This window comes from Pseudarthrobacter leeuwenhoeki (assembly GCF_055412885.1).
On sequence record NZ_JBVAYY010000005.1, the window covers coordinates 181247 to 196005 of the forward strand.

Annotated in this window: 12 protein-coding genes; 2 read left to right on the forward strand and 10 right to left on the reverse strand. The window is 64.0% G+C overall.

What is annotated here, in order from left to right; translation table 11 throughout:
• Positions 1–27 precede the first annotated feature (27 nt).
• The 6 genes from ACZYX4_RS06215 to ACZYX4_RS06240 form a co-directional block, all read right to left on the reverse strand.
• Positions 28–1224 carry a toxic anion resistance protein gene (locus ACZYX4_RS06215; protein ID WP_463874522.1) on the reverse strand — a complete coding sequence of 399 codons (1197 nt, stop codon included), beginning with the start codon at positions 1222–1224 and terminating at the stop codon, positions 28–30.
• Between the two features lie 32 nt (positions 1225–1256).
• A complete protein-coding gene (locus ACZYX4_RS06220) occupies positions 1257–1838 on the reverse strand; it encodes a TerD family protein (protein WP_463874524.1) in 582 nt (193 codons plus the stop codon).
• Positions 1839–1908: 70 nt separating this feature from the next.
• Complete coding sequence (locus ACZYX4_RS06225; RefSeq protein ID WP_463874527.1) at positions 1909–2490, reverse strand: TerD family protein; 582 nt, start codon at positions 2488–2490, stop codon at positions 1909–1911.
• A 60-nt stretch (positions 2491–2550) separates the two neighbouring features.
• Positions 2551–3141, reverse strand: a complete 591-nt coding sequence (locus tag ACZYX4_RS06230; RefSeq protein WP_463874529.1) for a TerD family protein — start codon at positions 3139–3141, stop codon at positions 2551–2553.
• Between the two features lie 53 nt (positions 3142–3194).
• Entirely contained in the window at positions 3195–4307 is a 1113-nt protein-coding gene (locus ACZYX4_RS06235) for a DUF475 domain-containing protein (protein ID WP_463874532.1), read from the reverse strand.
• A gap of 276 nt (positions 4308–4583) precedes the next feature.
• The gene (locus tag ACZYX4_RS06240; RefSeq protein ID WP_463874589.1) at positions 4584–5894 is read right to left on the reverse strand and encodes a GmrSD restriction endonuclease domain-containing protein; all 1311 of its coding nucleotides are present in this window, start codon (positions 5892–5894) and stop codon (positions 4584–4586) included.
• A 384-nt stretch (positions 5895–6278) separates the two neighbouring features.
• Between ACZYX4_RS06240 and ACZYX4_RS06245 the strand changes: the two genes are divergently transcribed.
• On the forward strand, positions 6279–6599 hold the full coding sequence (locus tag ACZYX4_RS06245) for a hypothetical protein (RefSeq protein WP_463874534.1): 321 nt from the start codon (positions 6279–6281) through the stop codon (positions 6597–6599).
• Here the strand turns inward: ACZYX4_RS06245 and ACZYX4_RS06250 are convergent.
• Complete coding sequence (locus tag ACZYX4_RS06250; RefSeq protein ID WP_463874536.1) at positions 6596–6751, reverse strand: hypothetical protein; 156 nt, start codon at positions 6749–6751, stop codon at positions 6596–6598. The two genes, ACZYX4_RS06245 and ACZYX4_RS06250, sit on opposite strands and share 4 nt — an antisense overlap.
• 193 nt (positions 6752–6944) lie before the next feature.
• Here ACZYX4_RS06250 and ACZYX4_RS06255 point away from each other — a divergent pair, with 193 nt between their 5' ends.
• The gene (locus ACZYX4_RS06255) at positions 6945–7487 is read left to right on the forward strand and encodes a TM2 domain-containing protein (RefSeq protein ID WP_463874537.1); all 543 of its coding nucleotides are present in this window, start codon (positions 6945–6947) and stop codon (positions 7485–7487) included.
• A gap of 212 nt (positions 7488–7699) precedes the next feature.
• Here the strand turns inward: ACZYX4_RS06255 and ACZYX4_RS06260 are convergent, their stop codons facing one another.
• From ACZYX4_RS06260 to ACZYX4_RS06270, 3 genes are all read right to left on the reverse strand, one after another.
• Entirely contained in the window at positions 7700–8701 is a 1002-nt protein-coding gene (locus ACZYX4_RS06260; RefSeq protein ID WP_463874538.1) for a bile acid:sodium symporter family protein, read from the reverse strand.
• A 200-nt stretch (positions 8702–8901) separates the two neighbouring features.
• A complete protein-coding gene (locus tag ACZYX4_RS06265; protein ID WP_463874539.1) occupies positions 8902–12051 on the reverse strand; it encodes a UvrD-helicase domain-containing protein in 3150 nt (1049 codons plus the stop codon).
• On the reverse strand, positions 12048–14714 hold the full coding sequence (locus ACZYX4_RS06270) for a PD-(D/E)XK nuclease family protein (protein ID WP_463874540.1): 2667 nt from the start codon (positions 14712–14714) through the stop codon (positions 12048–12050). The genes ACZYX4_RS06265 and ACZYX4_RS06270 overlap by 4 nt, the downstream gene beginning before the upstream one ends.
• Positions 14715–14759 lie beyond the last annotated feature (45 nt).

Sequence of the window (14759 nt, forward strand, 5' to 3'; positions counted from 1 at the left end):
AAGCCTATTGCTCAGGACTGACGGCCACTAATTCCCTTCCTGCTTCCGCACCCTGTCCAGGTACGGGCGGGCCCGTTCCAGCCCGGTTTCGAGGGCCTGCACGGTGCCTTCCATGCTCTTGTTGGCCTCGGAACGGAAGGTGTCGATGGCGTCCATGGTCTGGAACACGTTGTCGAACGCCTTCTGCAGCGTTTCCACGCTGACACCGGAGCTCGCCGCCTGCTGGTGGATCCGCGCGGTCTGATCCTTGAGCATCTCGGAAGTCTTGAGGATCATGTTGTTCGTCGTCGTGTTGATGGCGTCGATCTGATCCAGCACCATCTTCTGGTTCGCCAGTGCCTGGGCCACAATGACGGCGGTCCGCAGCGCGGAGATCGTCGTCGTGCGTGCCCGTTCAACGCCCTTGATCAGTTCGGTGTTGTTCTTGCGGATCATGTCGATGGCCAGGTAGCCCTGAACCGAGACGGCCAGTTGGGTCAGGATGTCCTGGTGGCGCTGGCGGATCGGATAGAGCACGTCCGAGTCGAGCTTGCCGGCCTCCTCGATCTGGCCCTGCAGCTTCATCTCATCGATCTTGCTGGCTGTTGCGGTGTCCAGGGCCTTGGCAAATACTGCGTATTCGCTCAGCGCCTGCATGGTCTCCCACAACTGGGTCTTTTCCTGCGCAAGGGAGGCGTTGTCCTTGAGCAGCGCGTCCTGGCCCGCCATCAGGGACTTGATGATCTTGTCGAGCTGGGTCTGCGCACTCTCGTATTTCTGGAAATACTTGGCGAGCTTGTTGCCGCCCGGAATGATGCCCAGGATCTTCCGGCCCACGCTCAAGTCGGCGTTGCTGGGTGTCAGGTCTTCCACGGTGGAACGCAACTCACCGAGCGTAGAGGCAACCTGCACCTGCGCGTTGCTGCCGGACTTCTTCGCACCGGCCAGCGACGTGGAGGAGCGCTCCAGCAGCCGGCTTGACGTGCTGGCGGAGGCCACGAGCTGCTCGCCGGCCAGCCGGTTGATGCCATCGATCTTGGTGGAGTACTCGGGGCTGAACGGGCTCATCGCCGACACTTCGCTGACGAATGCACGCGCCTGGGCGTTGATCTCCTGCTGGCGTTCCGCAGGAACCGGCACCATCCCGGGGGCGTCGTCCACCTTGACGATCTCGACGGACGCCGGCGCGTCCAGCACGAGGGGGCTCGATGCCGAGGTCTCAGGCGGGGTGAGTTGCATGCTCATTATTGCTTCTCTCTTTCTTAGGTCTCGGGCTCTTAGCCGAGCTGGACGCCGAAGTCCGCGGCAATTCCCGCGAGGCCGGTGGCGTAGCCCTGGCCGACGGCCTTGAACTTCCACTCGCCGTTGTGACGGTAGAGCTCGGAGAAGATCATGCAGGTCTCCGGCGCCGAGTCCTCGCTCAGGTCGTAGCGGACGATTTCCGCGTCGCTTTCCTGGTTGACGATGCGGCAGTAGGCGCCGCGCACCTGGCCGAAGTTCTGCCGGCGGGTGTCCGCCTGGTCGATCGACACCACGAAGACGATCCGCTCAACATCGGCACCGACAGCAGAAAGCTCGACGGCGACCACTTCGTCGTCGCCGTCGCCGTCACCGGAGCGGTTGTCACCCTTGTGGACGACCGAACCGTCGGCGGCGGCGGGCTGGTTATAGAAGATGAAGTCCGCGGAGCTGCGGACCTTGCCGTCGGCGCCGAGCATGAGTGCCGAGGCATCCAGGTCGAAGGCGTCGCCGGTGGTGGTGCGGGGATCCCAGCCCAGCCCGACGAGAACCTTGTTCAGTCCCGGATCGGTCTTGGTGAGCGAGAGGTTACTGCCTTTGGTGAGCGTCAAGCCAGCCATGGTTATTCTCCTTGTTAAGTCTGGGGGATTTGTGAAGGAGTGGCCCGGGATTCCCCGGGCCACTCAGCACCTAATCCAGTGCGATACCGAAGTCCGATGCAACGCCGCGGAGGCCTGAGGCGTAGCCCTGGCCGACGGCACGGAACTTCCATTCTTCGTTGTGGCGGTAGATTTCGGCGAAAATCATGCACGTTTCGGCTGCTGCGTCCTCGGTGAGGTCGTAGCGGACCACTTCGTTGTCGGTCTCCTGGTTCACAACCCGGCAGAACGCGTCACGGATCTGGCCGAAGTTCTGACGGCGGGCGTCTGCCTGATCGATCGAGACAACGATGACAATCTTCTCGATGTCCAGGGCAACGGTGTCGAGGTCGATCAGGATCTGCTCGTCGTCGCCGTCACCGTCTCCAGTGCGGTTATCGCCCTGGTGGACCACCGAGCCGTCCGGAGAGGACAGCTGGTTGTAGAAGATGAAGTCGTCATTCGATCGGACCTTGCCGTCGGCGCGGACCAGGAGCGCCGAGGCGTCGAGGTCGAACTGTTCCCCGGCAGTGGTCCGGGGATCCCAGCCGAGGCCAATCATGGCCTTGCGAAGTCCGGGGTCGGCTTTTGTCAGGGACAGGTTGCTGCCCTTGCTCAAAGTCAGGCTAGCCAAGAGGTGCTCCTTCAGTTCGGTGTACGTTCAGCAGAGCCAGAGAACGATAGTCCCGTCGGGCTAGAGGGCAGCTGCCGCGGCGCCGAGGACTTCCCCGGCCGTGCGGCCGTTGGCCGGAGTGCCGATCGCCTGGAAAGTCCAGGCGTTGCCGGTCCGCGACAGCTTTGACATGACCATGGCCGTGTTGCGGCCTGACTCGGTCAGGGAGTAGCGGGCGACCTCCGGGCTGCCCGCGACTGAGTCGTCGATGACCCGGCAGAACGCGTTCTGGACCATGTCGAAGGTCTGCTGGCTGTAGCTGGTGATGACAAACACGATGTTCTGGACCGCGGGTGAGACGGCGGGCAGGTTGACCATCATGGTCTCGTCATCACCGTCGCCGGCGCCGGTCAGATTGTCCCCGGCGTGGCGGACCGCACCGTCCTTGCTGGTGAGCTGGTTGAAGAAGACCGTGTCCAGGTGCTTGCCTTCGGCGTCGAACATGATGGCCGAGGCGTCCAGGTCGATCTCAACAGTCTTCGTGCCGCCGAAAAAGCCCTTCTTGGCCGGGACTGCAGAGTCCCACCCCAAGCCCAGGCGGACGGTAGTCAGGGACTCACCGTTCTGCTTCGTGAGTGACAGTGACTGGCCTTTTTGCAAACTCAAACCCATTGATTTACTCGCATTTCTTAGTGGTGGATGCTGCTTCTTTGAATGCTAGTGAGCTATTTGTTGGCGTCCGCAGATTCAAGCACGTCGACCGGCTCGGCGGCGCGTTTTTTCTTGTTGCGGAGGATCGAACCTGTAAAGGCGGCACCGATGAAGACCATGCCGATGAGGCCGGTAATGATTTCGTTGATGGGGACCACGATGGTGATCAGCAGGATAACCGCCAGGGCGCCGATTGCCCAGTGTGCGCCGTGGTCGAGGTACTCGAATTCGTCCAGCGTTCCTTCCCGGACCAGGAAGACGGTCAGGGAGCGGACGAACATGGCGCCGATGAAGCCCAGTCCGAGGGCAATGATGATCGGGTCAGAGGTAATGGCGAAGGCGCCGATGACGCCGTCGAACGAGAAGGAGGCGTCGATGACTTCCAGGTAGAGGAAGAGCATAAAGGCGGCCTTGCCTGCCAGCTTGGCGGTACCGGAGGGTCCTGTATGAGCCATGAGTTGCGCGTCCACTTCGTCGACGTCGCCGTCCTGATCCACGTCGAAGAGATTTCCGAGGCCGTTCACCAGGAAGTAGGTGATCATGCCCAGCAGACCCGAGAGGAGGACGATGCCCTGCTTCTCTCCGGATACGGCACCGGCGAAGGCCAGTGCGGCCATGCCGATGATCAAGGCTGCGCCATCGAGTTTGCCCAGCCGGGCCAGCGGGATTTCGAGGAACTTGATCCACTTGATGTCACGGTGGGCGAGGATGAAGTCCAGGAACAGCATCAGGAGGAACATTCCACCGAATGCGGCGATCTGCGGGTGGGCTTCGTGGAGCAGGTAGCCGTAGCTGCCGGGGGTGTTCGGGTCACCCTTTTCCATCGCCAGAGTGACGGCTTCAACCGGGTTGAGGCTGGCGGTGACCCCCACGATGAGCAGGGGGAAGAGGATTCGCATGCCGAAGACAGCGATGATGATGCCCACGCTGAGGAACATCTTCTGCCAGAACTCGTTCATGCGTTCCAGAATCCGTGCGTTGACAACAGCGTTGTCGAAACTCAGGCTGACTTCAAGGATGCCCAGGATGATGCAGAGAATGAGCGCCTCAGGGCCGCCATAGAGAAACGCGATCACTAGCGCGATGATGGTGACCGCGAACGACCACCCGAAAGTCTTGAAGATCAAGCTGTAACAACTCCTGGAACGACAGGTCCTGTCACGTCAACGACGGCAGGACGGCGAAAAAACATCCCGGAAGCTATCCCCCCAAGACTTCGTGGCACCCATCTTATCCGCAGGCTGCTTCGCTTTGTCCTGCGACGACCGCATTTTTGCTATGGGATGAAACCGGAACTTTTGCCCGCCGGGCCGTTTTCAAGGTCCGGCGCCGCTGGTGGTGAGGCATAGCTTGCTCGCCAGAAACCCTCGTCAGTCGCTATGACTGACGAGGGTTTCCCGCTTCTACTCGCAGGCGACGCCGTCGCCATCTTTGTCCAATTTTCGGCTGTAGCCGGGCTGGCCGGCACGGATCGGGGCTGCCCCGGCAGCCCTAACCGCTGCGCAGTTCGCGTAGTAGGCCGCAGCCGGTGCCGGCGGAACGTAGGGTGCCGGCGCGGGCGCGGGTGCGGGTGCGGGTGCCGGTGCGGGTGCGGGAGTGGGAGCCGGGGCCGGGGCCGCGGGAACCTTCGGTGCGGGGGCCGCGGGCACAGGGGCTACGACCGCCGCTTCGACTACGGGGTCTGCCTCCTTTTCCGCAGACGCGGCGACTTGAGCTTCAGTTTCATTGGTCGGAACCAACTGGTCGGAGCAATCCTTCAGGACGACTGCCATCGCGTCGTGTTCAGCCTGCGTTACCCACAGGTCATACGTCGCTTTGACGGCGATCTGCCGGGCAACGTATTCGCAGCGGAAGCCCTTGTTCGGCGGCAGCCAGGCCGCTGCGTCGCTTTCGCCCTTCTTGACATCGGTCGGGCCGTCAGTGGCCAGGAGGTTCAGGGGATCGTTGGCGAACGCCATGCGCTGAACTCCGGTGAGCTGCTGGGCCCCCTTTTTCCATGCGTCTCCCAGCGCGACCACGTGGTCTATCTGCACGGCGCTGCTGGTTTCGGGTCCGCGCTTAAAATTGATCGGCGTTGCCGTGTAGGGGTCGGGGGCGAGCATCCCGCTGTCCACCTTGCAGGTCGAGTTGTCGACAAATACGACCTTGGTCAGGTCCCGCTTGAGTATGTCATTCCGGGTGTCGCACCCGTTCCGGTCAATATCTGCCCAGGCCTGACCGTAAATGGCTCGGGCGCTGTAACCGGGTGCCGAAGCAGTGCCTTTGATGGGGAGAAGGGCGAGAAGATCTATTGCCTTGGTTGCGAAGGCTGGTTGGCTTTTCGGGGCTGCGTAATTGACGCTTTTGGCAAGTTCTGTGACCCTGTCAGGGTCGAGCGGTTCTCCCGTGTTTGTCGGCGAGGGCGTGGGGGACGGAGTGGCCGATGGGGTGTGTAATGCGGCGGCGGCACGGGACGCTTCTTCTGCCCTCTGCGCATTTTCAGAAGCCGCTTGAGCGGCAATGCTTTCTGCAGACGGAGGCGGCAGGATTACCGCGCCGACGACCAATACGACCAAAGACGCGGCCAGGACGATGCCGCCAACTTTTCGCCTGCCCGGCAGCCGCGCCCAGGAGCCGCGGCCGGTGACCGCAACGTAAAGGCCGGTCAGTGCCGCAAAGATGGCGAGGAAAATCAGTGCCCCACCCCACCCGCTGCTGGCGAAGCCCAGCCACATGGCCAAAAGAACAAGCGCTCCGACCACAAAAGTGGAGACTTTTGGCTTCTTCGGTGGCTCGGGTGCGTCGAAGGATGAGCCCGGTGACCGCCACGGCGAGGGCTCCTCGCGCTTATCAAAAAAAGACGAGAAAGATTGGTGACTATTCAATTTGAAATCCCCATGTTTGCGGACCCCTCAGCTACGTCGCTGGGCGCCCGACCAATAACGCGAACCTGCGTCAAGGGGAGTATATGGCACCCTTACGATTTTGTTGTTTTGAAAAATCCCAGGAATGCGGGGGAGTTCCCTCGATCGCCGTTTCGGCATTCTTGGCGTGGATCCAAGAATGTCAGTGGCAGGACCCATCATGGTCCTGTACACCAGGCAGGAAAGGTGCGAGGAATGGTCACCACGCTGGCGTTGCCCGAGGCAAAACTTGAACTGATGCTCTGCGTTGAGCCGGAGGAACCCCTGGACTGCGCAGACGAAGAACCTTCACGAACCGCCGTCCGGTCGATACCCACAGGCCGCGAATACCGGAACGGGCTATCTGCTGGAGGTTGTCCAGGTCGACGGCGACATCACGCGCAACTGGCGCAGTCGTCTGGGGCGGCGTCCGACGATGCCGGCAACAATCCCCACAAGGGGCCGAAGGATAGCCAGGTTCTCAGCCTGGCTGCTGTGATGGAGGTTTTGGTGTCCTGGCTTGACGGCCGGTTTTAAGTGCGACTCCTCAATACCGCCTGCAATTTCTCGAACGACTCGGTCCATCCGCTGCGGTGCAGGGCTAGCCGCTCTTCCGTCAGGAACGGAAGCATGCATTCGAGGTTCAGGACCAGCCCGCCAGTATCTTCATTCCCGGTCGCCTCGTTCATTGTTCAACTCTGGCATCCTGCGGACGCTGACGGACGCGGATATTGCTGGCAGAGGACATACTGCGCCAATCAGCGCAATTAGTGAGTTGTTCCGTCAGACTAATCTCGGCACATGGATTCTTGGGGGATGCCGTCGTCGACTGCTGCCGCCCCAACGCCGTGGCTGCATCATCACTCCTCGAAAGGCGCCATCATGACACAGCCCCATCCCGACGCGAACGCTGTCCCTCCGGAAGGCTACGACCAGCCAGTAGCCCCGCCGTACCAGGGTGGAGTGAACCCGACGGGACCTCAGCCGCAGCAGCCCTACGCCGGACCGCAGCAGCCGTACCAGCAGCCCCAGTACCAGGGCCACCAGGCCGGGACCCACGAGCCGTACGCGGGACAACCTCAGTACCAGGCTTACCCGCCTGCGCCCCAGCAGCCGCAGTACCAGCAGCCGCAGTACCAGCAGCAGCCGCCGATGCCGTACCCGGCTTATGGCTACTCGCAGCCGAAATCAAAGCTCGTCGCCGGTCTGCTGGGCATCTTCCTGGGCGGACTGGGTATCCACCGCTTCTACCTCGGCTACACCAAAGTGGCGGTCATCCAGCTCGTCCTCACCCTCGTCCTGGGCATCTTCACGCTCGGCCTCGGGTTCATCGTCGGTCTGTGGGGCGTCGTCGAGGGCATCATGATCATCGCTGGCTCGGCCCAATTCCGGACCGACGCCCAGGGCGTCCCGCTCCGCGACTGACTGCGGCCCGGATCCTCCACCCCTCCGAATAGGGGAATCGCTTCGACCTCCGCTGCGGGCTGCGGAGCGCGGGTGGTGACGAGCCGGGCCTGGCCCTGGCCGCAATCCTGGGCGTGCAGCAGGGGGCTGTCGACCGAGGCGCACAGCGAGACCAGCTCCTCCACCGCGGCCCGGGCTGCCACGCCGGTGGATTTCGGCCCGGTCTGCCAGGGTTAGCTGGCAGCCGCCGGAACAGGCTCGCTGTCCCGTAAGGCAGGAGTGCTGCTGCGGCGCCAGTAAGCTGCGAGAACCGCACCGGAAACGTTATGCCAGACTGAGAAAATAGCGCCAGGCAGAGCCGCTTCGGGAGTCAGATACTGCCGTGCCAGCCCTGCGGCAAGGCCTGAATTCTGCATGCCGACCTCAATCGCAGTGGTACGCCTGGAGGGAATCGGTAGCCGGAACAAGCGGGCCGCAGCGTAGCCGAGGGCATACCCCAAGCCATTGTGCAGAATAACGGCCGCGAGAACCAGAAGTCCGGCTGCGAAAATGGCTTTTGCGCTTCCGGCAACTACCGCAATCACCACAGCGGTGATAGCGAGTACCGAAATCCAGGGGAGGGCAGGCAGCGCACGGTTGACGAGCCGCGGCAGGAAGAATCGGGCTACGAGTCCCAGCAACACTGGGAACAGCACGATCTGGACGATGGACCACGCCATCGAACCGGCGTCCACCGGCATGTACTGACCGGCCAGCCACAATGCCAGCACCGGGGTCAGCAGCGGAGCAAGCAGAGTTGAAACGGTCGTCATGGCGACGGACAAAGCGACGTCACCCCTGGCCAGGTAGGAAACGACGTTGGAAGCCGTTCCGCCGGGGCAGCAGCCCACCAGGATGACGCCCGCAGCCAGGGCAGGGGGTAGCCCCAGCGCCGCTGCGATCAACCAGCCCAGGAACGGCATGATGGCATATTGCGCAACAACTCCGATCACCACCGGGATAGGGCGTCTGGCAATGACGGCGAAGTCAGGGGGCGTGAGGGTTAGCCCCATGCCGAACATGATCAGTCCCAAGAGAGGGTTAATCCAGGGGGCCAGCCCTGTGAAGGCTGTTGGGGCGGCAAGCGCTACGGCTCCTCCGGCCAGGATAAGCACGGGAAAAAGAGTGACTGCGACACGGGCGCTGCGTTCTTCGGCGGCTGATGACGTCTTTGAAGATTCGGATAAGGAAGACATACCTACCGGATTAGCACAGTGAGGGTTGGGTTTCGGAATCAGCGTGTACTGATGACGTAGGCGGGGCGATGATCGTCGTCAATATTACGTAAGAGAAGAAACCACTTCGAATAAAGGTGGGTCCAGGACTCCGCGGTGCCATCGTTTTCGGTAATGATTTGAGACTCGATCCGAGTCGCGGACACCGCTGGTGGTGACGTTCAGCTGATCCGGAACATCTTCCCCAGCGCGGGCATGTGGATCAGGGTCTCGACGACGGGCCGCCCGGTGATGGACTGGATCGCTTCGGCATAGCCACGCATCTGGCCAACGTACTTGTCCTTGATATGGCCGACCGGGTCCGTGCCCGGATAGGACTTGTGATCCACCAACACGTATCCGGCAGGTGTCTCCAGCAGTAGGTCGATCCATCCTTCCATCAGCTGGTTGTCTGCGTTGCGCCAGGCGACGGATTGTTCCGTGATGACTGTCGCGCCGGGGAACTGCTCGGCGAAAAACGCGAGCATCCGGTCGCCGGCTTCCACCACCACGGCCGCGTCGACGGCGGACGCAGCGTCCCAGCGGTCCAGGAGCCGTTGCGCCGCCAAGAGCCTGACCTCGCTGTCCATCCCGGCCAGCGGCAGCGCGAAATAACCATGGATGGCAGAGCCCACTTGGTCCCAGTTGGCGGCTCCGCGCGGAATCAGCTGCGCCCCGAGGGTTGCGGCCTCCGTGACTTCGGCGACGAAGCCAAAACTCTCCATCGAACTCGCTGTCACCCGCGCAGGCTCCTGGGGCACCGGGCTGGACACGGACAGTCCGTCGGCGAATTCCCGGCCGGCGCTCTCATCACCGGCTGCCGGCCCATCCGCGGGCTCGTAGCTGAAGGCTTCCACGGACAGTCTGCGTTCGCCGTCGCGGCCCTGGACGAGCAGCGTTCCGTCGTTGCCGGCTCCCGAAGTCCATTCCACGATCGGTCCGGACGCGAGGGTGTTCAGCGATGCCGGGGCCGGTTTGGCCGCTGCCAGGCAGGTCACGCTGACTGAGCGGGTGAGGCCCACGTAGAGCACCCGCGCGGAGTCGGCCTGGCGCCGGGCCAGAACTTGCCGGGCGATGGCGGACGCGTCCGCGGCCGTGGAGAGCGGTTTGAAGCCCTTGCCACCAAACGGCCACGCCCAGAAGCGGATCCACCGCCCGGCGAGGGGGTTCCGGACGTCGATCTCGGCGACGCCCTCGACAGCCACACCCCACGGCTTTGCCACAACATCGGTGTCGAGGCTGGCCAGGACCACGGCCGGCCATTCCAGCCCCTTGGCCTTGTGATAGGTCAGCACATTGACGACGTCGTCGCCGAAGTTTTCGCTGCCGGCGCTGTCGGCGTCGGCAAGGAATTTGAGTGAGCCGCTCAGGGTGACGGGCTTGCTGAGCGCGGCACACGATTCGTAGTACCGCTCCAGCAGGGCGCGCAGCGCATCCAGATTCTTCAGGCGCGTTCCGGGGTTGCTCCACGATTTGATGAGGCGGGCAACGCCGAGCCGGGACGTGACTTCCTCCATGATTTCTGTGGGGGTGCAGAACTTGGCCAGGTCGCGAAGCTCGACCAGTCCGGACACGAGCGGGTCGCTTGCCCAGCGGGTGAGTTCTTCGTGCGGCTCGGCGGCGTCGAACAAGGCGGGCACCCAGCGGCCGAATTCGGCGTGCCCGGGGTGAAGGTGCGCCAGCTCGGCCAAAGCTACCGTGTCGTCGTCGGAGGCGACAAAGGCCATCCCGGCGCGTACCAGCTGGACTTCCCGCGCGGCGAACAGCGGGGAGGTGTTGGTTGTTGCCTTGAGCCCGAGCGCGGTCAGTTCAGCGGCGATAGCCTCCACGGCGGCGTTGGACCGGGCAAGGACAGCGACGTCGGACGGCTTGAATCCGCGCCGCTGGATCAGGTCAACGACGCCGGCGGCGATGGCCCGGCGCTGTTCGGGAACCGTTTTTGCCGCCAAAGTCCAGGCCTCCCGGGAACCGCCGAGGGCGTTCTTGGGATGGGCGGCGTCCAGGCGGGCCTCCGGGGGCGCCAGCTTCACCTCATCCTCGCTCAGCTCCGGGAACATGGCGAGGCTGATCTCGTTGGAGAGCTCGATGACAGCTTCTTTGGACCGCCAGGACTCTGTCAGGTGGGTCTTGTGCTCGATGTGGGCGGCGACGGCTTTCATCAGTTCCGGGTCCGTGCCGCGGAATTCGTAGATGGCCTGTTTGGAGTCGCCGACCCAGACAACCTTTTCCACCAGCCCGGCGAACTTGGTGAACAGCTGGAGCTGCAGCGGGCTCGTGTCCTGGAACTCGTCCACCACCATGAACTTGATCCGCCCTGCGATGGAGGCCCGGAATTCCGGGTTGTTCTCCAGCAGGTCCAGGACCAGGGTTTCCTGGTCGGCGAAGTCGATGAGCCCGTATTCCCGCTTGAATTCCGCGAACCTGACCAGGCAGGAAGCGGCGCAGGCGAACACGAGTTCGGTGAATTCCCTCAGCTCGGTCTGGAAGGCGGGGTTGGCCACCAGATCCATGTTGACCGCCGAAATGTAGCTCTCCAGCTGCCGCTTGGCCCCCGCGTTGGAGACCCCGGCCGCGTCGATCCAGAAGCGCCACGGAGCGTCCTCCGGCGAGGCATAGGACAGGACAGGCTCCAGCAGGGCGATGGAGGCGAGCAGGTTCTTGGGCGGGGTGTTGCCGCCGTCGATGATGTCAGCGGCCATCCCGCGCAAGCTCATGAGGCCCTGAAGGAGCTGGTTGGACCAGGATGCTCGGTCGTCAAGACCCACCGGGCCCAGGACCTGATGCAGTCCCTGCCATGAGGATGACGCGGAGTGCGCCAGATCCGCGGGATTGATGGTGTTGCCGCGCGCGGCATCCGTGATGTCACGGACGATCGTGCGCCAGTCGGGGTCGCTGCCCCGGATGTCCGATTCGCCGTCGTACCCAAGGCGCCGCGCCAGCGGCTGGATTCGCGGCGTGAACTCGGCGAACACATCGTCGGTGGCCAGCTGGAAAATCCGGAGTTGTTCGTCTTCGGCGATGACCTGCAGCGCGGGCGAGAGCCCGGCGTCGACCGCGTATTCCTGCAGCAGGCGGCTGCACACACTGTTGACCGTGCCCACCATGCTGACGGACATCTGCCGGGCGGCAACGGGACGTTCCTGGCCGAAGAGTTCGGCCTGCACCCGGTCAATGAGTTCCGCGGCGGCCTTCTTCGTGAAGGTGGTGGCCAGGATCTGGCTGGGCCGGGTGCCGGCGTTGATGGCGCGGGCGATTTCGCCCATCAGGCTGTACGTCTTGCCGGTCCCGGCACTTGCGGTGATCATCGTGACGTTGCTCAGTGCGTGGTTCATGACAGGTCCCCCTTGAGGCCGCAGAGTGCGGAGAAGTCGCAGAAGTTGCAGGGCGGCTTCTGGTACAGCCTTCCGTCCGCCGTCGCCGTCTCCCGCTGCTCATCGGAGGATCCCAGCTCCTGCCGCCCGGCTGCCAGGACGCGTCCGCCGACGACTTCCGAGATGGAGAATTCGGCGGCGCGGACGGACCGTTGCCAGGTGCTCCGGCTGGAAGCCGGGCTGGCCAGCGCGGGTCCGAAGAGTGTGCTGGTTGAGGCGAACTCGCCTTGTTTGAGCATGTAGTAGGACATCGCGGCGTCCTCGGCAACGGTGGACATGGGGTCCGGCCCGTCGTCCAGGGCCCAGTGGTACAGAGCGAGCTGCAGCGCGTTGCCCTCGGTGATCTCGTCCCGCCGGTACTTCGAGCGGTTGGTCCATTTGAGGTCGATCACGACGGGCTCAGCCTGTTGGTCAGCGGCCAGGACATCGATGTAGCCGGAAACCTGCACTTCGGTCGGGGCGCCGTTGACGGTGAACGAGGCAGGCTTGTCGAACTTATGCTCGGTGGCGCGGATGTACACGCCTTGGGTCTGCAGGGTCTGGAACAGTTTGATGACGGAGTTCTCGACGACGGGCCGGAGGCCGGCGAGTTTGCTTCCTTTGCCCGGCAACAGCAGCTCAGAGGCATAGTGCGGCACGAGCTGGTCCAGTTTGGCCTGGACTTCCGCCGGCTCGGGCACCGCCCTGTTGGCGGCGTGGAGCTCGCCGAAAAGTTCCTCCACGACCCGGTGGACCAGGGTGCCGATCATGGTGTTCCCGGTGGGGACGGATTGCGCGGAGCCCACCGTCAGCCGGCCCTTCTTTTCCAGCACCCACTTCAGGGAACAGCCGATCAGGGTGCTGAGCTGCGAGTAGGAGAGCTTGTCGGGCATAAAGGCCGGGCGGGGGCCCAGCTCGTGGGAGGCCGGGAAAAGCCGGGCGGGGGAGGGCTGCACCGGCGTCAGCGCCGCGGTCCGGCCGGCGAGGTGCCAGACGCCGTCGTGCACCAGTTGGGCGGGAGTAACGCTGAACGCCTTGATGGCGTGTTCCACGGCCTTTTTGTTCTCCTCCGGGGTTCCGGGCAGGGGGACGGGAAGGACACTGAAAGCGAGTGAGGACAGGACAGGGTGTGCCTTCGTCGGCTCCCCGCTGATTTCGGCGGCGCGCACGAGCAGCAGCCGCCGGCAGCGCTTGGCTGCTTCCACCGCTACGGCGAGTTCCAGTTCGGCAAGTGCCGCGGGATCCGGCAGTTCGACGCCCATGCTCTGCAGTGACCGGAGTTCCGAGGCGTCCCAGTGGCGGGCCCGGGCCTGGCCGTCATCCTGGCACCCCCACCAGATAAGGGTGTCGACGTCGTCGCAGAGTTCCGCGAGGCTGCGCAGCGTGACCCAGGGCGCGGCCTCGCCGCCGGATAGGGGACTGCCGCTGGCGGGAATGACGGATTCCAGGATCCGCGCAATGGTTTTGCGGGTCACAGGCTCCGGGCCGTCGATCAGGGCCGTGAATTCGTTGAGCTGACTGAGCACGGACTCCAGCTGGGGGTAGAGCTGCACGCGGCGGCTGAGCTGGGTGCGCAGCCACTGCGCGCGTTCGACGACGGCGCTGCCGCTGACGGTCCCGTCGTCAGGCAGCAGCCCGGTGCTGAGCAGAAGGTCCAGCTCGGAGGCCACGTCGGGGCCGAGGGCCTCGTCGCTGCTGATCTTCTGCAGCGCACCGAGCCACTCCTCGCCGCCTGTGCCCGGCTGGGCGGCGAGGGCGCGCAGCAGATGCCGTCCGGCCGCGCGCCGGACGGGGCCCACCGGGAGGTTCAGGAACTCGCCCAGCAGCTGCACGTCCACCGGCGCCCAGATCACGTTGAAGAACAGCGGGATGATCTGGTCCACGGCGCGCCACCGGGAGCGGTTGCTGACGCCGATCCGTGGCAGTCCGCGCTGCTGCAGTTCCTGGTCCAGCAACGCCGTGCTTGAGGAAGCGACGACGGCGGAGCGGTCCGCGCCGGAACCGTCGTCGCACGCGAGCCAGCGGGCCGTATGCTCGGCCGCTTCCCATTCGGTTTTGGCGACGAGGACGGTCACGTCGCCCACCGGCCCGGGACGGGGAGCCGGCTCCATGACGTTCACGCCGTGCCGTTCGAGGGCGCTGATGAGACGGCCCCAGATGGCGGGAAACGAGCTGCGGGGGTGCTGGAGTTCCAGCCGGGTAATTCCGAGCGGCCAGTTCGACGTGGCGTCGCTCTCGAGCTCGTGAATGAGTTCCAGTGGATAGTCGGCGAACGCCCGGTCGAGGGGGAGCGGGCTCTGTTCCAGGGAGGCGAGGGCTGTCAGCTTGGCGTTTGGTTCCGCCGGTGCCACGCCGGTCCAGCCGTTGACGACGAGCTCGTCGCGCAGGTTCAGCAGGTCGATGGCCGTGGACCAGGGGTCGACGGCGAACGATCCATGGAACCAGGCCGCCGGGGTGTTCTGTTCCGCGAGCCGGGCCATGTACTGGCGGATCCGTGTCGAGTGGCGGGCGTCAGGCCCGGTCAGCCCCAGCCGGGTCTGCAGGAGCTGGGTCAAGCCCAGCGGACCGAGGCGCACTTCACCGAGTGCGGAATCGCGGTAGGCCCACGGAGCGCGGTCCAGATACAGGCCAAACAAAACGTTCACATCATCCCCCTGGACGTGTTGGAGCGGCAGTTCCTAGATCATATG